At 56.6% G+C, this 21,946-nt stretch carries 14 protein-coding genes; 7 read left to right on the plus strand and 7 right to left on the minus strand.

Annotation, left to right across the window (positions count from 1 at the left end; all coding sequences use genetic code 11):
• Positions 1–102: 102 nt before the first annotated feature.
• On the plus strand, positions 103–2,883 hold the full coding sequence (locus tag IE102_RS10055) for a TonB-dependent receptor (RefSeq protein WP_229807688.1): 2,781 nt from the start codon (positions 103–105) through the stop codon (positions 2,881–2,883).
• A 76-nt stretch (positions 2,884–2,959) separates the two neighbouring features.
• Here the strand turns inward: IE102_RS10055 and IE102_RS10060 are convergent, their stop codons facing one another.
• Both IE102_RS10060 and IE102_RS10065 read right to left on the minus strand, forming a co-directional pair.
• On the minus strand, positions 2,960–3,958 hold the full coding sequence (locus IE102_RS10060) for a cupin-like domain-containing protein (protein ID WP_189486359.1): 999 nt from the start codon (positions 3,956–3,958) through the stop codon (positions 2,960–2,962).
• Between the two features lie 5 nt (positions 3,959–3,963).
• A complete protein-coding gene (locus IE102_RS10065) occupies positions 3,964–5,475 on the minus strand; it encodes a tryptophan halogenase family protein (protein ID WP_189486360.1) in 1,512 nt (503 codons plus the stop codon).
• Between the two features lie 144 nt (positions 5,476–5,619).
• Between IE102_RS10065 and IE102_RS10070 the strand changes: the two genes are divergently transcribed.
• Both IE102_RS10070 and IE102_RS10075 read left to right on the plus strand, forming a co-directional pair.
• Positions 5,620–6,168, plus strand: coding sequence for a hypothetical protein (locus tag IE102_RS10070; protein WP_189486361.1), 549 nt, complete (start codon positions 5,620–5,622; stop codon positions 6,166–6,168).
• Positions 6,169–6,192: 24 nt separating this feature from the next.
• The gene (locus IE102_RS10075; RefSeq protein WP_229807689.1) at positions 6,193–8,469 is read left to right on the plus strand and encodes a S9 family peptidase; all 2,277 of its coding nucleotides are present in this window, start codon (positions 6,193–6,195) and stop codon (positions 8,467–8,469) included.
• A 77-nt stretch (positions 8,470–8,546) separates the two neighbouring features.
• Here IE102_RS10075 and IE102_RS10080 read toward each other — a convergent pair whose 3' ends face one another.
• Complete coding sequence (locus IE102_RS10080; protein WP_189486363.1) at positions 8,547–9,542, minus strand: NAD-dependent epimerase/dehydratase family protein; 996 nt, start codon at positions 9,540–9,542, stop codon at positions 8,547–8,549.
• A 116-nt stretch (positions 9,543–9,658) separates the two neighbouring features.
• Between IE102_RS10080 and IE102_RS10085 the strand changes: the two genes are divergently transcribed.
• Positions 9,659–10,294 (plus strand): TetR/AcrR family transcriptional regulator, encoded by a 636-nt coding sequence (locus IE102_RS10085; protein WP_189486364.1) that lies wholly within the window; start codon positions 9,659–9,661, stop codon positions 10,292–10,294.
• Between the two features lie 24 nt (positions 10,295–10,318).
• Here IE102_RS10085 and IE102_RS10090 read toward each other — a convergent pair whose 3' ends face one another.
• Positions 10,319–11,947, minus strand: a complete 1,629-nt coding sequence (locus IE102_RS10090) for an ABC-F family ATP-binding cassette domain-containing protein (protein ID WP_189486365.1) — start codon at positions 11,945–11,947, stop codon at positions 10,319–10,321.
• A 112-nt stretch (positions 11,948–12,059) separates the two neighbouring features.
• Positions 12,060–13,562, minus strand: a complete 1,503-nt coding sequence (locus tag IE102_RS10095) for a glycoside hydrolase family 27 protein (protein ID WP_189486366.1) — start codon at positions 13,560–13,562, stop codon at positions 12,060–12,062.
• Positions 13,563–13,646: 84 nt separating this feature from the next.
• Between IE102_RS10095 and IE102_RS10100 the strand changes: the two genes are divergently transcribed.
• From IE102_RS10100 to IE102_RS10110, 3 genes are all read left to right on the plus strand, one after another.
• Positions 13,647–15,629, plus strand: coding sequence for a glycoside hydrolase family 97 protein (locus IE102_RS10100; protein WP_189486367.1), 1,983 nt, complete (start codon positions 13,647–13,649; stop codon positions 15,627–15,629).
• Positions 15,630–15,894: 265 nt separating this feature from the next.
• Positions 15,895–18,669: a DUF5695 domain-containing protein gene (locus tag IE102_RS10105; RefSeq protein WP_189486368.1), complete on the plus strand. Its 2,775-nt coding sequence runs from the start codon at positions 15,895–15,897 to the stop codon at positions 18,667–18,669.
• A gap of 147 nt (positions 18,670–18,816) precedes the next feature.
• The gene (locus IE102_RS10110) at positions 18,817–20,223 is read left to right on the plus strand and encodes an amino acid permease (protein ID WP_189486369.1); all 1,407 of its coding nucleotides are present in this window, start codon (positions 18,817–18,819) and stop codon (positions 20,221–20,223) included.
• A gap of 72 nt (positions 20,224–20,295) precedes the next feature.
• On the opposite strand, the gene IE102_RS10115 is transcribed toward IE102_RS10110, so the two are convergent.
• Both IE102_RS10115 and IE102_RS10120 read right to left on the minus strand, forming a co-directional pair.
• Positions 20,296–20,934: a GntR family transcriptional regulator gene (locus tag IE102_RS10115; RefSeq protein ID WP_189486370.1), complete on the minus strand. Its 639-nt coding sequence runs from the start codon at positions 20,932–20,934 to the stop codon at positions 20,296–20,298.
• A 235-nt stretch (positions 20,935–21,169) separates the two neighbouring features.
• Positions 21,170–21,826, minus strand: coding sequence for a GntR family transcriptional regulator (locus IE102_RS10120; RefSeq protein WP_189486371.1), 657 nt, complete (start codon positions 21,824–21,826; stop codon positions 21,170–21,172).
• Between the last annotated feature and the right edge of the window lie 120 nt (positions 21,827–21,946).

A 21,946-nucleotide genomic window follows, 5' to 3' on the forward strand; every position in this document is an offset into this window, starting at 1 on the left:
AAATCGTCACGAAAATGCCCGTATATCGTATAAAATATTTTGACGTTCCCGGTTTTTCATGGCCTTTTACCCTTCAGGCGACATTCGCTTAAAGGGAAAATTATGATGCACACGAACAGAAACGCCAGGCGGTGGGTACTGGCGGCCACTGGGTTGATTGCCGCAGTTATCAGCGCGCCCGCGATTGCTCAAGAAGTTACAGCCACGACCGACGCGCCGACTGCCGCTGAGGCCGAAGAGCTTGAAACCGTCGTCGTTAAGGGCCTGCGTAAGAGCCTTCAGTCGGCCGTCAACAAAAAGCGCCGCGCCGCGCAAATCGTTGACGCGATCGACGCCGAAGACGCCGGTAAGCTGCCGGACAACAACGTCACCGAAGCTATTTCGCGTATCACCGGCGTGCAGATCACGCGCGCCCGCGGTGAAGGCGGCGAGGTCATGATTCGCGGCATGAGCGATGTTCAGACAACTCTGAACGGCAGCCCTAACAATGCGGGTGTCGGTCGTGCGGCGTCACTCAATGATATTCCCGCTGAACTTTTGAAATCGGTTCAGGTCTACAAAACCCGCACCGCTGATCAGGTCGAAGGCGGCATCGCCGGTACGGTCAACGTCGATCTGCGTCGTCCTTTGGATCTGAAGAAGGGCTGGACCCTGGCTGGCAGCGTCCGTAATGTTTACGGCAGCATTGGCGATACGGAAAGCCCTTACGGCAGTGCGCTTATTGCCAAGCGTTTCGATACCGAACTCGGCGAGATGGGCTTCCTGCTGAATCTGTCCTATCAGGAAAATAACTACAACGAACAGTACGTTATCAGCGAGACGCCTGCCCTGTTCTGGTGCTGTAGCACGCAGTGGGACAGCGTACCTGATCAGGCCAATGATATTTCGATCTACCGCTCACAGTATGGCGTTGAAAGCGGCAAGGTTCGCCGCCCGTCGTTCAATGCTGCATATCAGTGGCGTGTGAATGAATATCTGGACTTTGTGCTGGAGGCTTCGTCATTCACGTCGAAGGAAAACCGCGCCTATAGTGCTCTGAATACGCGCATCAAGGATAGCCCCGGCGTATTGTCGAACATTGTTTACGGTGACGGCCCAGGTACACGCCGCACAATCACCTCGATGACAGTGACTGACCCGGACACGACAGACACCAACGTTCTGCCGGTTGGGCCGACCTCGCGCGATGATCGTAACGAGGCGGAAAATACCCGTCTTAACTTCGAGACACACTGGCGCAAAGATCGCACGACGATCAACTTCACGGCCTATCGCGATGAGAACACCTTCAACAATCAGTGGATGACCCAAACCCTGCGCCTGAACGGGCTGACCGGTTTCAACATCGACATGAATTCGAATAAGGTGCCCGGTGGCGGCCCGTTCGTCGAGTATCTGGGGGCCTCTCCGGATGACGCCAGCGCCTATGGCCTGAAAGAATTTGAAGACGGCAAGGGTTTTGAAAAGAGCGATGAAACCGTTTTTGCGCTTGATCTGACCTATCGTCTCAGTGAAGATAAGTTCCTGCGCGCATTCCAGACCGGCTATCGCCGCAGTGAGCGTAACCTGAGCCGTTCCTATGGTTATCGTTATGCTGGTTTCAACAATCCGGTGGATATTTCCGATGTGCCGGGCGCTGAACTTGAACTGGTGCAAAGCAATGTCGGCGGCAGTGATGAGCCAAGCTGGTATCGCATGTCCCGCAAGGGCCTGGTGAGCAATTATGATGCTTTCCGGAATTTCCTGTTCACAGAGCGTGATTATCAAGGCGGTTCGGGCGACTGGGATGACGTAGTTGTGGACACCGAGCGTCTGCTCGGCAGCTTCGAGTCCAACGAAAAGACAGCCGCTATCTACGCTCAGCTAACCTATGGTTTCAAGATCGGTGAGATTCCGGTCGACGGTATCATCGGTGCGCGTAACGTACGAACCTGGGGTGACAGCACCACTATGAACCGCCGTAACCAACTGGTTGGCGGTGTCTATCAGGAAACGTCCTATGAAGTGACTCAAGAAGGCTCTGGTATGGATTTCATGCCAAATGCCAATGCGGTCATTCACTTCACACCAAAACTGCAATTACGTCTGGCCTATACGGTCAACATCCAGCGTCCGAATTTCACGGATACCAGCACTTTTGTGTTCTATGACACACTCGGCTGTAACTGTGGCTGGGGCGGTAACCCGAATCTGCGCCCGAACAAGGAAACGAGCTATGATGCATCGCTCGAATACTATTTCGGTCGTGGCGGCATAGTTTCGGCGGCCGTTTACTCGAAAGAACCTGATGGCTTTATCATCTACGGCTACGACAACGTAGATTACAACGGTACCAACTACCGTATCGGCCGTCCGGTGAACGCGGCGGGTGGTAAGTTCGAAGGTATTGAGTTGAACGCTCAGGGCTTCTTCGAGTTCCTGCCTTCGCCTTGGGATAATTTCGGGGCTCAGGCGAACTTTACGCACAACACCAAGGCTGAGATCCTCTTTGAATACTACAATGGTCAACCGATCACACAAAGCCAGATCGACACCATTCCGGGCATCTTCGATGCGCCGAACAACTCAAAGAACACCTATAACCTGGCTCTGTATTACGATACACCGAAGTTCAGCGCCCGCGTGGCTTACAACTATCGTGACACATGGCGGGCGAACCTTGATGGTTACTCGGCCCTGGGTTACAGCACCTATTTTGAGCCGACCGAACGTCTTGACGCCGCTATCAACTGGACACCGGTTAAGTACATGACCCTGTCTCTGGAAGGCACAAACCTTACCGAAGACATGTCGCAAGCCCATTACGGTGCTGATAACCTGATCCCGCAAGGGGTTCGCGTTGCCGCCCGTACCGTTCAGCTTAGTGCGCGTTTCCGCTACTAATTGGACAATGTAAAAATAAGGCCGCCCGGTGGTTCATCGGGCGGCTTTTTTTATGGCTTAAAAAGATGAAAAAATATCAGCGGGACAGGCGCGACTTATGTTGATCGATCTGTGCTGACGAAAGACCCGACCTGAACACACTGTCAACATGATCCGGCAGATGGGCGATAGGGTCACCTTTGTCTTCAAAAACAAAAAACTCTAAAAGTTCGCGCCAGGCCGCGCGCTCCGTCGGCGGCAAATGCCTATAGGCCAGACCGGCAATCTCCAATGCCTTCATAGGATTGAACAGATTGGCCGCGGCCTCATTCCACCAGTAGTTCACCAGCATGTTCAGCGGGCCTGTGGTCTGCACATGATGCCACCACAACGGGGGAATAAAAAGGCCATCTCCCGGTTCCAATTCAGCTACATAGGCGTTATCAAGTGCGTCGCGCAGACGCGGGAATGTGTCAAAATCCGGCGCTTCCAGAGAGGCCATACTGATCGGCACGCCGGCCGGTGTTCGATCAAGTGGGCCGGGATAGAGATTGCCGGTTTGATCTGGCGCAAAGAGTGTAAAGGTCTTTTTACCGGACACATGAACGGCAATGTTGGCGGCATAATCAAAATGCGTCTGAGTGCGCAAGGTATTGCCAACCCATAGCCGCGGCCGGACTGAGGCATCAAGCAGACCCAGGGGGAGGGCCGGGCTCATACCAGGGGCAATCAGGTCCACGGATTGAGCTTGCAAATATACGGCCTGCGGATTGGCGTCATATCTGTTGGCAATACACCAGTCGGCCAGATAGCTAAGCGTTTGGCTGAAAGTCTTGTAATTCAGGCCCGTGAGGGCATCGTTATAGAAAAACTGGCCCTTCAAATCGGCATCACAGACCGCAACGCCGACCGGCTTTCCGTTATCGTGGCGTTTTAAATAGCTGCAAAGGGCGTCCGGTGAGGTCTTTGCCGCCTGAACGGCTGGCCAGTGCTCAGCAATATTTTTGAAAATGACAGGCTGTCCGGAAAACCGGATATCATTGTCGAAGGTGTGCCGGTCAATATGATTTACTACGGGTACTGATAATATTGACACTTACTTTACACCGCGACCAGTTGCGGGGAGGGGCAAGCCTTGGCCAGATAGGTTTCGTGCGGGGGCATCATGTCGGCTAAACCCGCGCTGCCTTCGCGGATACGCTGCATCCGCCAAAGGAATTCATCGTTCGGCATGACATCGGCTGCGGGGCTGTAGGATTTGGGCACCATACCCTGACCGGCCAGAACGGCGAACCAACTGGCGTCCTTAAACAGTTCGGTGGGCTCAACCAGCGGGGCGTTGTGCTCAGCAAAGGACTCCAGCCGGAATTTCAGACTGTCAGGGATATCCATATGCTTGCAGTAGGCCCAGAACGGCGTGTCTTCGCGTTCGGTGACCTTATAGTGCGCAATCAGGAAGTCTTTGACGTTATCATAGGCCGCCAACATATCGCGGTTAAAGCAGGTGCGCTGAATTTCCGTGATCCGTTCCTTTGGGAAGTATTTCAGCAGTTTGGTGATCGCATCCTGCACCAGCCAGATCGAGGTTGATTCCAACGGTTCCAGGAACCCCGACGCCAAGCCCATGGCGATGACGTTCTTGTTCCACATCTGCTTGCGGTGGCCGGTGACAAAGCGGATGACGCGTGGCTCAGCCTGAGCCTGGCCATCCAGCCGTTGCAGGATCAGGTCGCTGGCCTTGTCCTCGCTCATATAGGCATCGCAGAACACATAGCCGTTGCCGGTGCGGTGCTGGAGCGGAATGCGCCACTGCCAGCCGGCTTCTTGTGCGGTCGATGTCGTGTAAGGCGTCGCAGGCCCGACCTTATCGCACGGCACAGCGACGGCGCGGTTGCATGGCAGCCATTTTGACCAGTCCTCATAACCGCTATTCAGCGTTTGCTCGATCAGCAACCCACGGAAACCAGAACAATCGATAAACAGGTCCCCGGTGATCGCCTGACCATTGGCGAGCGTCACCGAGGTGATATCGCCGCTTTCGGGGTGCTGCGTGACCTCTGTGATCTTGCCTTCCTGACGCACGACGCCGTTTTTCTCGCAGTAACCGCGCAGGAATTTGGCGTACAATGAGGCGTCGAAATGGAAGGCATAGTTGACGTTGGGTGCCTGCGGGTTGATCTCAGCCATGCGGCCAAATCGGCCTTTGCGGGCAGCCAGGGTCTGCGGATTGAACAGGCCGAAATCGCCTGAGCCACCGGCCTTATGGTAGCGCATCCAGAAATGGTTGAAGTTCAAACCACCCATATCGACGCCGTAGACGCCGAATGGGTGAAAATAGGAACTGCCGGGTTTTGACCAGTTATCAAAGCGGATGCCGAGCTTAAACGTGCCATTGACCGCCTTCATGAAGTCGTTTTCATCGATCCCCAGCAGGGTGTTAAATTCCTGAATGGTCGGGATGGTCGCTTCGCCGACGCCGACCGTGCCGATTTCGTCCGACTCGATCAGGGTGATCTGATAATTGCGCGTGCCCATGACGCGCGACAGGGCCGCCGCGGCCATCCATCCGGCGGTGCCGCCGCCGACGATTACCAGTTTACGAATTTGGCTCATGAATATCACCCTTTTAGGTCGTATGTTTATGACCCTAGGTCTGTGGTGACAATTGTCAATAGCGCGGTATATCGTATAAAATATTTGACTGTTTAATGAAATTGCCCATTATGTCTGACAATATTAATATCGAGGGGAACAGATATGTCGGTTAAGGTCGCAGCGGTCATTTTGGCCGCGTTTTCAGTCATGGCGGGCGCCACATTTGCAGAGCCAGTGACGGTCACGGTGCCGGGCACGTCCATGCCGTGGAGCCTGAAGGCCAATAAGAATATTCCGTTTGGCCGCAACGATGGCACCAAGCCGATTGAGGTTAAGGGCGGCGATATTGTGGCGGGTAAGGAAATCACGATCACCGCGACGGGCGGCACTTCGACCATTCCGGGTGGGCCGACCTTTGGGCCGGCGGGGCAGGAGTCGTTCATCGCCACCGATCAGGTCGGCGGATCGGGCTCGATCTTTCCGGCGCGGTTTATCGATCCGGCCATGTATCCTGTGCATCTTAATGAACTGATCGGCGTGTTTGTCGACGATAAGGGCGCGTTGGTCGCCCGTCCGTTCGCGGTCGGCGAGGCGTTTCAGGTTATCGTGCCGCCGAATGCCAAAAAGCTTCAGTTCGGCCTGAACGACGATATCTTTGCCGATAATGCCGGGGAACTGACGGTTGTGGTCACAGCGGTCGCCGCGCAATAATTTTTCTTTTCAATGAGTATGTTCGTGAAATTCAAATCCTCCCTTCTGGCCTCATCGGTCATGGCCGCCTGTCTTGCTGTGGTTCCGCTGGCTTATGCGCAAGCCCCTACGCCCGCCACGCAACGCACAGAGCGGTTCAAGGCGGCCGATGCCTATATGTACGCCAACCTATCGGCTCTGGTGACCGACCTGAATCTGCAGGCGTCGTTTACGGGCGGCGGCAGCGGCGTGATCTATCGCAAGGGGCCTAAAGGGCAGGGGCGGATCATGCTGGCCGATCCGGCCAAGACCACACAGACCGAGCTGACGACCGAGGCGATGCTGACACCTAAACTCAAAGCCGCAGGCGTCAAGGCAGACGGTAATATTGATGTCCGTCCGGTGGATTATGATGCGGATAAAAACGTGCTCAAACTGTCAGCGGGCGGGCGCGAATGGAGCTATGAGCTTGCCACCGACAAACTGACGGCCAATGACCCGTTTGTGGCGCCGGACGGGATGGTATCGCCCGACGGCAAGTATAAGGTCATTGCTCGCGACTATAATCTGTACCTGATTGAAGTCGCTACCAATCGAGAGACGCCGTTGACGTTCGATGGCGGTTATGATCAGCGCTACGGTCAGAACTATCCGCAGTTTGGCGATATGGCCGATGCCAATTCCGAAACCCCGAAGATGCGCCTGAGTGTGCAGTGGTCAGAAGATTCGCAAAAGATCCTGACCTACCGCCTGGACCGCAACGGCGCCTATATCTGGACCGGCGTACAACAGTCGCCACAGGGCAGCCATTTCCCGCGTGCGTTCACTTACGTCTACCCGAGCGCCGGTGCGCCTAATTTGCCGCTGGTCAAGCCGGTCCTGATCGACCTTAAGGGCAAGGCGACCTATCTGGACGTACCGCCGACGGAGCTGCTGTGGCCCGGCGATCCGGCATCCTATTGGTCGGGCGATAAGGTCATCTATGAGTGGTCAAAGCGCGGCTACGGTGAAATCGTGTTGTTTGAAGTCGATCCGGCGACGGCCAAAGGCGTGGTGCGCGTGCGTGAGGCGCTGAAACCGATCGTGACCGTGACCTCCAGCGGTATCCGCCATGCGCCGGAATGGGGCGGCAACTTCGTCATTTCGGAGCGTAGCGGGTGGGCACAGCTTTATTTCATTAAGACCGGCGAAAATCCTGATGGGGGCAAGGCCCTGACGAGCGGCGAATGGGAAGTCACGGGCATTGAACGCATCGACAAGGATGATGTGATCATCGCCGGTATTGGCCGCGAAAAAGGTGTCAACCCGTATGCTGCGTCGCTGTACCGTGTCACCAAAGGTGGCAAGATCACCCAGCTGACACCGGAACCGCTTGATCACAACACGACGATTTCGCCGGATGGCAAATGGATCATCGATCGCATGTCATCGCCCACTAACCCCACGCGCACCGTGCTGCGGGACGCGAGGGATGGCCGGATAGTGTCTGAGCTTGGGGTGGGCGATATCTCGGCTTTGCTGGCGACCGGCTTTACTCCGCCGGAGCCGTTTGAGACCCTGGCCGATGACGGTAAGACCAAGCTGTACGGCATGATCCACCGCCCGAAGAACTTCGATCCGTCAAAGACTTATCCAATCATTGAGAACGTCTATACCGGCCCTACGACCCACCGCTTTACCGAAGATTACGGTGGCAATATCGTCAATGGTCTGAACGCGATGGCGCAACTGGGGGCGATTGTCGTCACCATTGACGGGCGCGGCACCTCCCAGCGCGGTAAGGCGTTCCGGTCGTCGGCCTATCAGAACTTAGGCGAAGTTGGGCTTGACGACCACATCTGGGTGCTTAAGGCGATGAAGGCGAAATATTCGTATTTCGACCTCAGTCGCGTGGGTGTTTATGGCGGTTCGGCCGGTGGCTATGATACGGCGCGCTTTGTGCTGCGCCGGCCCGATTTCTATAAGGTCGGGGTGGCCTCATCCGGCAACCACGATCAACGCATCGATAAGGCCTGGTGGCCGGAAGTGTCGATGGGCATTGCCGATGACGCGACCTGGGAAGCCAATTCCAATATTCCAGTCGCCAAAAACCTTAAGGGTAAGCTGATGCTGATCCACGGCGACATTGACGACAATGTGCCGATTGCGGCGACCATGAAGCTGTCCAAGGCCCTGATCGATGCCGGTAAGGATCACGAACTGGTCATCCTGCCCAACACCAAGCACAATGTCAGCCAGCCCTATTACTTCCAGAAAATGTTCGGGTTTTTCTACGATAACCTGATCGAACCCAGAGCCGACGACCCCATCGTTCAGAAATAACCAAAACCCCTCCCGAAGCCTTCGGGAGGGGTTTTTAGTTTATCGGTTGGACTTGCAGGCATAACGGCTGTTGTACTTTATGCCATTTCGTCGAGACCTTCCCGCCAACTCACGCGAGGACGGTATCCGAGAATTCTCTGGGCTTTGTCAGTGTTCACTGTGAAAGGTTTTCCGATCATTTGCAGCAATTGGCGTGTGATAGGTGGCTCGCCTTTGAGACCGAACAGTCGCCAGACGAAGGCCATGACTCCCGCAAGCCTCCATGCCATCGCAAATGAAACCGATTTGTCATCTGCCTTTACGCCGCGTGTGGCGAGTAAGTCGGTCATGACCCCTTTCAGCGTGCCGTCCTTCGCATCGGCCACGAAGTATGCTTCGCCACCTTGACCGCCATCCGCAGCCAATAGCAAAGCGTCAACAAGGTTATCGACGTGACAGGTTGATATGGCCTGTGAGCCGCCCCCGACCCACTGCCACTGACCTTTACGGACCGTCTCGACCAAGTGGTCCAGCATAGGCATACCTTTGCCCCAGATCATCGGTGGACGGATAGCTATGGCCTCGAAACCGGGCCGACAGTTGTTTGACGCGAGCAGGATTTTCTCTGCCTCAGCTTTTGACGAACTGTAGGGGGCGAAGCCACGCTGATGGGTGGGGGCCGTTTCATCGACTCTTATAAACGACTTTGGGTCTCCCATGACGACGGCGGCGGCGCTGACGTAGACGACCTTGCGAACCGAAGGTGAAGCGGCGGCGGCGTTGACCAGAATACGCATGCCTTCGACATTTACAGCATTGAAGTCCTTGCGATTACCCCAAAGCTTGAACATCGCGGCAACATGAAACACGACAACACTTCCGCCTATATTGTTTCGTAATGCCTCCTGGTTGCTCATGTCGCCTTGAACCGGGGTCGCGCCAAGCGCACGCACCTCAGTCATGGCCTTTGGACTTCGTGCCAAAGCGCGGACATCCCAGCCCATGGCCACCAGGCGCTGGATAAGTTTGCCACCGACGAAGCCCGATCCTCCGGTTACGAAAGCGGTTCGTTTGCTTGTGTAGTTGTCTGACATTTTGAGCGCTCCTGTGCTGGGCAGGAGGGATACACCAAGTAAAAAGAGAATTCAACGAACAAAATATGAATTTTGTTCGTTGTGGCAAAGCGAGCCTTCCTGAGTTATGTAGGGGTATGAGCGATGATAAAAAAAAACCCGCCGATGACGGCTTAAACACAACGAAGATTCTTGATACGGCGCGTGCACAGATCAGGCGGCACGGTCAGGCCAAGACAAACATAGTTGATATTGCGAAGGCCCTCGGCACATCGCACACCACTATTTATCGTCATTTTCGTTCCAAAACGGATGTCTTTGATGCCATCGTGGTGGACGCCATGAAGGACGAGGAAGCGCTTGCCAAAGCATTCGTCGCGTCATCGGCCCCGGCGTCAGAGCGGCTGCTGGGGATGGTACTGGCTCTGCACCGCCGCAAACGCGAACGCCTCGAAGGTGATCCCGAAGTTTATGAACTATACCGGCGTGTATTGGAGGCGCGGCCCGAATTGGTGAAAAACTATACGGCCGCCATGACGCGATTGCTTGCCGCCATCATCGAAGACGGAGTGAAGAGACGCGAATTTGTAGTTGATGACGTTGATCTCGCCGCGGGCATTGTGCGGGATGCGGTCACGGTTTACGTCCATCCCGCGCATGTCGAGTTGGCATTCAAGGCTGGGCTCGACCTTGAACCTTCTGTACGACGGATGATCGAAACTCTCGCTATCGCCATGAGGCGCGGCTTGTCATTGGGCAATATCCCAGACTAACGCTTGAGCCGCATGCGGCCGTCATTATCCCCCCGGATGGAGGCCGGGGGCTTCCTGACCGGTGCGGGCGACATATTCGCTGTAGCCGCCGCCGTACTGGTGGATGCCGTCGGGCGTCAGTTCCAGCACGCGGTTCGACAGCGCCCCCAGAAAATGGCGGTCGTGGGACACGAACAACATGGTGCCTTCGAAATCAGCCAATGCCGCCACCAGCATTTCCTTGGTGGCCATATCGAGGTGGTTGGTCGGCTCATCCAGCACCAGCAGATTGGGCGGATCGAACAGCATCTTGGCCATGACCAGTCGCGCCTTTTCACCGCCCGACAGCACACGGCACGGTTTTTCGACATCGTCGCCGGAAAAACCGAAACATCCCGCCAGCGTGCGTAAAGCGCCCTGACCCGCCTGCGGGAACGAGCCTTCGAGTGACTCGAAGATCGTCTCTTCGCCGTCCAGAAGGTCCATAGAATGCTGGGCGAAATAACCCATCCTGACGCTGGCGCCGATGGTCACGCTGCCCTCATCCGGCGTCGTATCGCCGGCCACCAGTTTCAGCAAAGTCGATTTGCCGGCACCGTTAGCCCCCAGCACGGCCCAGCGTTCCTTGCGCCGGACTTTGAAATCCAGCCCGGCATAGATCGACTGACTGCCATAGCGCTTATGGACATCGCGCAGGTTCAGGACATCGTCACCTGAGCGCGGAGGGCTGCGGAAATCAAACTGGACGGTCTGCCGACGACGGGGGGCTTCGACCCGTTCGATTTTGTCCAGTTTCTTAACCCGGCTTTGGACCTGCGCGGCGTGGGAGGCGCGCGCCTTGAACCGCTCGATGAACTTGATTTCCTTGGCGAGCATGGCCTGCTGGCGTTCATACTGGGCCTGCCGTTGGGCTTCGGTGAGGGCACGTTGCTGGTCATAAAAATCGAGATCGCCCGAATAGGTGATGAGCGAGCCGCCGTCGATTTCCACCACCTTATTGATGATGCGGTTCATGAAGGCGCGGTCGTGCGAGGTCATCAGTAGCGCGCCGTCGTAGTTTTTAAGGAAGGCCTCCAGCCAGATCAGGCTTTCGAGATCAAGGTGGTTGGACGGTTCGTCCAGCAACATCCCATCAGGCCGCATCAACAGAATACGCGCCAGGGCCACCCGCATCTTCCAGCCACCGGACAGAAGTCCGACATCGCCGTCCATGCGTTCCTGACTGAAACTCAGGCCCGCCAGAACTTCACGCGCGCGGGCCTCAACAGAGTAACCGTCCAGTTCTTCAAAGCGGGCCTGTACCTCGCCGTAGCGCTCGATGATGGCGTCGAACGCGTCAGCCTGATCTGGGTCGGCCATGGCGGCCTCTAGCTGCGCCATTTCGGTGGCCAGCGCGCTCACCGGGCCGACACCGTCCATGACCGCAGCCACCGCGCTCTGGCCCGACATTTCGCCCACGTCCTGACTGAAATAGCCGATCTTCATGCCAGTATCGATGGCGACCTGACCGTCATCGGGCTGTTCCTGATCGGTAATCATGCGGAACAGGGTCGATTTGCCCGCACCGTTCGGCCCGACCAGCCCGACCTTTTCGCCCTTCTGGAGGCCCATCGACGCATCGATGAACAGGATCTGGTGGCCGTTTTGCTTACTGATATTATCGAGGCGGATCATGCGGACTAACTATGTAATTGGGCGTTGAGACGCCTCTACAATGGCGCGCAGGTTTAGGAAAGGGTAAGTTTGACCTCACCCTTCCTGACTGAGCCGAAAGACGATCGTCAGATTAGCGGCTGACCGTCAGCAGCACCGCACCATGAGCGGGCAGGGTGTAACTATAGGCAGCGCTGGCTTTGGCGTCCTTATGGGCCCAGACATCGCGCACTTTAACCGCATCACTAAGGCCGATTTCCGCCCAGTTGCCGTTGACCGTGACGGGGGTATCCGCGCGGTTAAACAGGCCGACCGCCGTGGAGCCATCGCTCAGTTTTTTGGTCCAGATTTCGGTGGTGCCGTTCTTTTTGACCGGCAGGCCCTGAACGCCGGCGACATCCTGATCGATGGCGATGACCTCACGGTTTGTCAAAAGCTCGATCGTTTCAGGCGTCATGGTGCGCACATCATTGCCGAGCAACAGCGGGGCGGCCATCAGCGCCCACAGCGACATGTGGGTTTTGTACTCATCATGGCTCATGCCGCCATTGCCGACCTCCAGCATGTCCGGGTCGTTCCAGCCGTTGGGGCCGGTGTGGTTGGGCACGCCATTGGCGTCAAAGCCGATCCACGACATGCGGGCATAGGTGTCTTCGATATCGCTGGTCGTGCGCCACAGGTGCCCGCCGACATCGCGCCCCCATGAGCCGACATCGAAACGGCCGTACTGGCACAGGCTGAAGACGATATCGCGGCCGGTGGCGGCCAGAGCCTCACCCATCTGCTGATAGGTGGCGTAGACGGTTTCCTTGGTGTGGTAGAACGCTTCGCCCGAACATAGGTCGTATTTCAGGTAGTCCATGCCCCAGGCGGCAAAGATCCTGGCGTCCTGCTCGACATGGCCATAAGAGCCTTCAAAGCCGCCGCAGGTCTTTGGCCCTTGCGAACTGTAGATGCCGATCTTCAGGCCTTTGGAATGGACATAATCGGCCAGGGCCTTCATGTCGGGGAACTTTTCATTGGGTTGCAGCACGCCGTTTTGGTCGCGCTTGCCTTGCCAGCCGTCGTCGATATTGACGTAGATATAGCCTGCGTCGCGCAGACCCGATGCCACCATAGCATCGGCGATTTCGCGCACGGTTTTGTCGTCAATGGCTGTGGCGAACTTGTTCCACGAATTCCAGCCCATCGGCGGTTTGGCGGCCAGATTTTTCTGCGGCACGACGCGGTGCGGCGGCAGGGGATAGGACGGGAAATCGAGCGCCTTTAATTCTGCTGCGGTGCCTTTGTGGGCAGTGATATCAAAGTCCTGATACCACAACTTACCTGTCATGCGCACGGCCTCGCCGTCGGCGGCGATCGTGATGTCTGTGGGGGTGATTTTCGGATTGCCGTTATAAATTTTGAACTTGAGCACATCACCGTCGGCGCGCAGGTCTTTCATGGGCAGGTCGCCGTACCAGCGCGAGGTGATGGTGCCGGAAAGTTTGCCTGCGTCATCCGAAACCTTGACGCGGGTGAAGTCAGGATACTCAGGCGAACTGTCGAAAACCCACGCGCCGGTCGGCGGGGCGGCGATAGCGGTGGTCGACAATAATGTGCTTATCACAAAGGTCGCAGTCGTCAGGCGGCGCATCCGGTTTCCTTTAAGTGCTTTACAGATATGTATCGTATACAGTATTCATATTTTGAATTGTCCGTCTATTGAAAAAGGCTCGCCATGCTCCGCTCATTATTACCGCTCATGCTCGTGACCGTGGCGGGTGCAGCGTCAGCCGAAATCTATACCGCCGCTTCGCCGGACGGGCAGGTGGTGGTGACGCTCGATAAATCAGGCGCTGAACTGCCGACATGGCGTGTCGCTTACAAAGGCCAGCCGGTGATAGCACCTTCGGCGACGGGCCTGCGCACGGATGTGGCGGGCTTTGGGCTTAAGGGCTTCAAGGCGCCGAAGGTTGCCACACGCACGGTCAATGAAACCTACAACATCGTGGTGGGGAAGGCCAAATCCGCCCCGGATCATTTTAACGAGACGACCCTGACCTTTGAAGAGATTGAGGGCGGGCGTAAGATGGCGATCGTCGTGCGCGCCTATGATAACGGGGCGGCGGTGCGTTATGTCCTGCCCAATCAGCCGGGCTTTGAAAGTTTTGGGATTTTGGGCGAAAAGACCGAATTTGCTTTCCCCAAGGATTATGACTGCTGGGGTCTGAATCTCGGTAAATTCCACAATGCCCACGAAGGTGAATTCGATGCGGTCAAGGCGTCTCTGATCCGCGACCATTACCTGCTCGATTCGCCGCTGGTCTGTAAGACCGGCACCGGTGAGACCGCGTTTGCGCTGGCTGAATCCGACGTGAAGCACTATCCGGCGGCTTTTTATAACCGCAAAGGCGACAATGGCTTAGGCGTCTCGGTCAAGCTGCCGCCGCGTCTGGACAGCGATTCGATTAAGCCCTACGTCGCCAAAATCACCCAGACCGAGTCTGACTTCAAAACCCCGTGGCGGGTGGTCATGATCGGCGACAACGCGCGCGCGTTGGTCGAGTCCAACCTGATCGCGACGCTGGGGGAGCCGTCAAAGATTGCCGACACGAGTTGGATCAAGGGCGGCAAGAGCGCCTGGGACTGGTGGAACGGCTTTAATGCGCCGGTCAAAAACCCCGGCATTAATACCGAGACCTATCTGGCCTATATCGATTTCGCCAAAGAGATGGGGCTGGACTACATGCTGATCGACGAAGGCTGGTCGGTTGGATCGTCAACCCGCCCTAAGCCCGGATCGGATGTCACCAAGGCGATCCCAGCCCTCGATATGCCCGCGATCCTCAAATATGCTAAGGATCGTAACGTCAAGATCATGCTGTGGCTGCAATGGCAGCAACTGGACTGGCAGATGGATGAGGCGCTGGCGACCTATGAACAATGGGGCATTGCCGGCATCAAGATCGACTTCATGGACCGCTCCGATCAGGACATGGTCGATTATTATCATAAGGTGCTGTCCAAGGCCGCCAAGCATAAGCTGCTGGTCGATCTGCACGGGGCCTATGCGCCGAACGGGCTGGTGCGGACCTATCCGAACTACATCACCCAGGAAGGTGTGCTGGGGGCGGAATATAATAAATGGACGACGCGTATCACCGCCACGCACAATGTGACCTTGCCCTATACCCGCATGATTCTGGGCCCGATCGACTATACGCCGGGCGGGTTTGCCCATCGCACGCCGGAAACCTTTGAGATCCAGATTGACCGTCCGATGACCATGACCACCCGCGGTCAGGCCGTGGCCATGTATGTGGTTTACGACAGTCCGTTGACCATGCTGTCTGACGCCCCGCAGGCCTATAAGAAGGCTAGTGGTGAGTGGGAAGACGGTGTTGATTTTATCAAATCCGTGCCGGTGACCTGGGATGAAACCCGCGTGCTGCAAGGCGATATCGGTCAGTTTATCGTCACCGCCCGCCGTAAAGGCGACACTTGGTACATTGGGGCCATGACCAATGAGCAGGGTCGCACTATCACTCTACCTCTGTCGTTCTTGAAGGGCGGCAATTACGATGCCCGTCTGTGGCAGGACGGGGCCACGGTTTCGAGCCTTACCACCACGTCGCAAAAGACCACCGCATCGGACAGCCTGACCTTGACGCTGGCGCCCTCCGGCGGAGCGGTGGCCGTCATCGCACCAAGGATAAGATGAAAAAAACCAAGTGATAACGCTGTCGTTATGAGTTTACGGTCTAAATCGTATAATTTATATTTGACGCTATTGTCATATGGTGGTTACTATCGAACCTAGTCGTCCGCGACTGTTGTAGATTTGTTTTGCGTATCCTCACTCCGGCACTGAAATCTCTGGTCCTCCCTGGTGCAGAGCATTTTGTCGGCAACTTTAGGCGTCTGCCGTGGAAGGACTGCGGCAGACGTTCTTTTCGTCCTAAATACCCATTCGGAGACTGACCCTAATGACCCGCATCCCCGCCCCGCATTTAACGAGACGGACGAGCCTGATTTCATTAGCGGCCGCCGCGACGGCTGGCCCATCGCTGGCCCAAAGCGCACCCCATGCCCAAGGAAATTCATGGAACAGCCCGGATGCGAAGACCACGATCTTTGAAACGCCTGATTTTCTGATTTCATTACAAGATAGCTCTCAGACCCTCGTGTCGCTGGCGCCCAAGGGTGTCGCCGGTGGGTTTGATTTCGCCCCGTCGGGCAAGTTTACGCAGCGTCTTGCGGACGGTTGCTATCGTTTGGGCGATCTGGATCTGCGGGTGCGCTCAGAAGGCGACACCGCATGGAGCGATCATTCGACGGCCTTCAAGCGCGTGAAGGTCAAGGCCTTGCCTAAACCGAAAGGGGCACTTGCGTCCGCCGATATCACCGCGTCTCTGGGCGACAATCTGCCGCTGAAAGTTGTCCGTACCTGGGCCGTAGTCGGCGGCAAGCTGGTATTGCGCTTTACCCTGACCAATCCGACCTCAAAGACCGTCGAAGTCGGTGGCTTAGGGATTGCGATGGTGTTTGATAACATCATCACCGGTCGTCATCTGGACGAAGCCCATGATGTGGCGTCGTTCTATGACCCTTATGTGGGTCTGAACGCGGGCTATTTGCAGGTCAACCGTTTGAACGGGCAGGGGCCGTCGCTGCTGGTGCTGCCGGACACCGATACCGCCAAATTTGAGCTTTATAAGCCGATCCTCAATGAGGTTGATGCCGACAAGAAGCTCAAAATCTATAATGATGCCGAGCGCCGCAACATGACGTTTGAAGGCTTCTATAGCTGGATGACCAATGCCAAGGGCTTTGCCGACACCGAATGGAAAGGTATCGAACAATGGAACACGCCGACCTCGCTGTTTATCAAGCCCGGTCAATCGACCACGGTGGCGGTCAAGTTCGTGCTGTCGCCGACCATCCGTGAGATCGAGCCGACCCTGATGAAGCATAACCGTCCGGTGGCCGTGGGCCTGCCGGGCTATGTGGTGCCGACCGATTTGCCCGCCGACCTGTTCCTCCATGCCCCGAAGCCCGTCAAGTCGCTGGCGGTTCACCCGGCGGGTGCGCTTGAGGTCTCATCGGCCAGCACCGTCAAGGGCGGTTGGGTGAAGTATTCGGTGGCCGGTAAGGTTCTGGGCCGCGCCCGCATCGACGTGACCTATGCTGATAACACCGTTCAGACCATCCACTACAAGGTCACCAAACCACAAGCCGAAGCCGTGGCCGATATGGGCCATTTCCTGACCACCAAGCAGTGGTATGAGAACCCGAACGATCCGTTCAAGCGTTCGCCGTCGATCATGATCTATGATCGCGATAAGAACGAGATCGTGCTTCAGGACAACCGCATCTGGATTTCCGGCCTGTCTGACGAAGGCGGGGCCGGGGCGTGGCTGGCGGCGATCATGAAGCAGCTTGATAACCCCAAGAAGGAAGAAGTCGCCAAGTTCGAGCGCTTCGCCAACACGACTTTGTGGGGCCAGATTCAGACACCTGACGGCCCTGATAAGTACGGCGTGCGCAAGTCGGTCATGTTCTATGACCCCGAAGGCATGCCCGCAGGCACTTATGATTCGTCGATCAACTGGAAAGTCTGGTCGGCATGGGATCGCAAAGGGGCCGGGGATCTTGGCCGTTCCTACAACTACCCGCACCCGGCAGCGGCGTGGTGGACGCTGTACCGGCTTGGGCGTTATCACACCGGCATGACGGCGGGCGAGACCTGGCAGACCTATCTGACGCGGGCGGCGGAAACCACCAAGGCCATGATGACCAAGGCGCCGTACTATACCCAGTTCGGCCAGATGGAAGGCGATGTCTTCCTCTATATCCTGCTGGACTTGAAGCGCGAGAACATGACCGAACTGGCCGGTGAGGTCGAAGCGCTGATGAAAAAGCGTGTCGAAATCTGGCAAAAGCTCAAATATCCGTTCGGCTCGGAAATGCCGTGGGATTCAACCGGCCAAGCCGAAGTTTACATGTGGATGCGCTATTTCGGCCATCAGGATAAGGCCGATGTCACCCGCGAAGTGATCATGGCCTATGATCCGGCCATTCCGCACTGGGGCTATAATGGCTCGGCGCGCCGGTTCTGGGACTTCCTCTATGCCGGTAAGCAGTCGCGGATTGAGCGGCAATTGCACCACTATGGCTCATCGCTTAATGCGGTGCCGTTGTTCGATGCCTTCCGGGAGACGCCGGATGATCTCTACATGCTGCGGGTCGCTTACGGCGGGCTGATGGGGTCGCTGACCAATATCGACACCGAAGGCTTTGCGTCGGCGGCGTTCCATTCCTTCCCCGATGCCATGAAGTGGGACGCCATCAACGGCGACTACGGCATGAGCTTCTTTGGCCATGCGGTGACGACGGCGTCATACCTCGTCAACCATCCGACCTTTGGCTGGGCAGGCTTTGGCGGTGTGGTCACCCAATCGGGCTCGGTGGTAACGATCGCCCCGAAAGACAGTGGTCGCCGGCGCGTATTCATCGCCCCTGCCGGTCTGTGGATCACGCTCGATGCCGGTAAGATCGCGTCGGTCGCCTTTGACACCGCCACGGGCAAGGTCAGCGTCACGTTTGAAGCCGCCGATCAATATACGCCCAAGGCCTATGTCAACCTTGAGGCGACGGTCAAGGGTGCCAAGACTTACACCGCCAAGGCCGCCAAGGAACTTGGGGCCTATGCGGTCAAGCTGGGAACTGGAGCAACCACGATTGAGTTGCTCCCCGCGTAAAAAATCTAAGGCCATGTCGCACATCCGCGGCATGGCCTTTTTTCGTTCCAGGGGAATATGTTGCATTTGCAACAAGGTGTCGGATTGACAGAGTTCAGTTTTCGGCACCTAATTTGAGTATCACAGTCAGTTCAAGGGGACTTCACAATGGGATTATTCGGGCCGTTAAAGCCTCTGCATAGGGCAGAAGAAGATGGCAAGGCGCTCGCTAAGACGCTGAGCTGGCCGCACCTTATGGCGCTTGGGATCGGTGGCATCATCGGTACCGGCATTTATACGCTCACCGGCGTGGGCGCAGGCCTTGCCGGGCCGGGCGTGATTTTGTCGTTTGCGTTGTGCGGACTGGTCTGCGCGTGTGCGGCCCTTTGCTACACGGAAATGTCGACCATGATCCCGGCGGCGGGTTCGGCCTACACCTACACCTATTCCGCCATCGGTGAGATCGCGGGCTGGGTCGTCGGCTGGGCGCTGATTCTCGAATACTCGCTGGCCTGTTCCAGTGTGGCGGTCGGCTGGTCGGCCCACCTTGTCGGGTTCCTGAATGAAACCATAGGATTGCAGTTACCGGCGGCGCTGATGAACGCACCGCACGCGGGCGGTCTGGTCAATCTGCCGGCAGTGTTGGTGTCTTTGTCGGTCATGGGGCTGCTGCTGGTGGGGGCGCGCGAAAGTGCCACCATCAATATCTTCCTGGTCATCATCAAGATCGTCGCTCTGGGTGCTTTTATAGTGCTGGGTCTGCCCGCCATTCAGGCCGGAAACTATGATCCGTTCGCGCCCTTTGGCTTTATTGGTCAGCAGATGGGTGGCGAAAAAGTCGGCATCATGGCGGCTGCCGCTATCGTATTCTTCGCTTTCTTTGGCTTTGACGCGGTCTCAACCTCGGCCGAAGAAGCCAAGAACCCCGGTCGTGACCTGACAGTTGGTATTCTGGGGTCGATGGGTGTCTCGACCCTGATCTACATGCTGGTCGCCGCCGTGGCTGTGGGGGTTGTTCCCTTCGCCGAAATCGCCAGTAGTGCCGAACCTTTGCCGCACATCCTGCGTGAGATCGGCTATACTACCGTGGCCGCGTTCGTGGGTGGGGCTGCGATTGTCGCCTTGCCATCGGTCATTCTGGTCATGATGTACGGCCAAAGCCGTATCTTCTTCGTTATGGCCCGCGATGGTCTGCTGCCGCCTGCCGTGGCTAAGGTCAACAAAAAGGGTTCACCCGCCCTGATTACCCTGATCACCGGCGTGTTTGTGGCGATCTTTGCGGGCTTTGTGCCGCTGAAAGAAATCGCCGCCCTGTCGAATGCCGGGACCCTGATTGCGTTTATCGCGGTGGCGCTGTCCATGATCATCCTGCGCAAGAAAATGCCGGACGTTACGCGCACATTCAAAGTGCCCGCCCATTTGCTGGTCGGTGGTGCGGCAATACTGGGCTGCGGGTTCATCTTCTACAGCCTGCCGGTTCAGAGCCAGTTGTTTACCTTCGTGTGGATGATTGCCGGACTGATCGTCTATTTCTCCTATGGTCGTTGGAATAGCCGTCTGCGTAAAGGCACGTAAGCGACAATCGGAATAACAAAAAGGCCCCGGAAGATATCTTCCGGGGCCTTTTTTATGCCATGCAGCCAAAACTCAGTAGTGATCTTTAAGTTCTTCAAACGTCGCATGGATATGGTCATAGACCAGCCTTGCGACCTCATCGCCCTTGCCGGACATCCAGGCGTCATACATGATCTGATGTTCCTGGTGGGCGCGGTCTTCGCTGCCGGCGGCCACCAGATGCTCACAGACATTGCGCTCTGAGATCAGGTGCAGGCGTTCGATAAAGTTGATCGTCACGGGCTTACGCACCGGCTGAATCAGCGACAGGTGGAACAGGCGGTTGCAGCGGCCGACATCACCCCGATCGGATTCGGCGGCATGTTGCAGCCCGTTGAGGGCGGCGGTCACCGCCAGCCGATCTTCGGGCGTGGCGCGCACGGCGGCCATGGCGGCGGCTTGTGGTTCCATGGTCAGGCGCAGACCATAGGCATCTTCGGCCTCTTCGAGCGACAGCGGCGAAACAAAGAAGCCGCGATTGGCTTCCAACACCACCAGTCCCTCGTTCTGGAGGCGGATCAGCGCTTCACGCACCGGGATTTTACTGACCCCCAGTTCCGCCGCGATGGCCTCCTGACGGATGGCGTCGTGCGGACTCAAAGTGCCGGACACCAGCCGGTTGCGCAAAAGACTATAGACCTGTTCGGAAACGGTCTGGACATGTATTCCCATGATAGCACCACTGAATGATTACCAGCGCTTCCGGGGGCGTTCGTACCTGATAGATTGTTATATCTTATACAATCCATATATCCGAGATGTGGTGATTTTACGACGGATGACTGTAAATCCGCCTACACATATTGTTTCGTTAGAGCGTGTTCCGATCGGACACTTTTTGAAATGCGCTCAAATCAAAAAAGCCGCAGGTGACTGCGGCTTTGTGACAAACGATTTTGGACTTAGATCAACCGGCCTTTTCAGACTCGAATTGCTTGCGCAGGTCTTCAAGGGTTGAGGCGATGTGATCGTGCATGACGGCGGCGACTTCATCACCCTTACCCGCGGCCCACAGCGCCAGCATAGTGCTGTGCTCATTGTGGGCGCGGTCGTCGCGTCCGGCAGGCTCCAGATGCTTGCCGACATAACGCTCGGAAATGATATTGAGGCGCTCGATAATCTGAATCGTGACTTGCTTATGCAACGGGCGAACCAAAGACATGTGAAAGGCGCGGTTAAGTCGGCCAACCTGAGTTTTATCGGTGATGGCAGCCTGATCAAGGGCGTCGAGGGCGTCGCGTGCCGCCTTGCGGTCGGCATCCGTGGCCATCTTTGAGGCCAGACCGACGGCTTCGGGTTCGATCTTAAGGCGCAGGGCATAGACTTCATCGACCTCATCGGCATTGAGCGGGCGGACAAAAAAGCCGCGATTGGCCTGAGACAGCAACAGCCCGTCCTGTTCCAGACGCGCCAGAGCTTCGCGCAACGGGATCTTGCTGACGCCCAGTTCCGCCGCCAGGGCGTCCTGTCGGATGGCAACATCAACCGGGAACTTACCTGAGATGATGCGGTCACGCACCAGGGAGAATATTTGCTCTGAGAGCGTCTGAACCACAATGGCCATCTATAAAATCCATTAAAACCGAATAATCGGCGTTCCCCTGCGGCCTTTATTCCGTAAGAATTCTGGCGCTTTTACTTATAAAGTATACCAGTATTTCATTAAAATGTTACGAAAGGCAAG

The sequence above is a fragment of the Asticcacaulis endophyticus genome, from assembly GCF_014652575.1.
Classification (GTDB): Bacteria; Pseudomonadota; Alphaproteobacteria; order Caulobacterales; family Caulobacteraceae; genus Asticcacaulis; species Asticcacaulis endophyticus.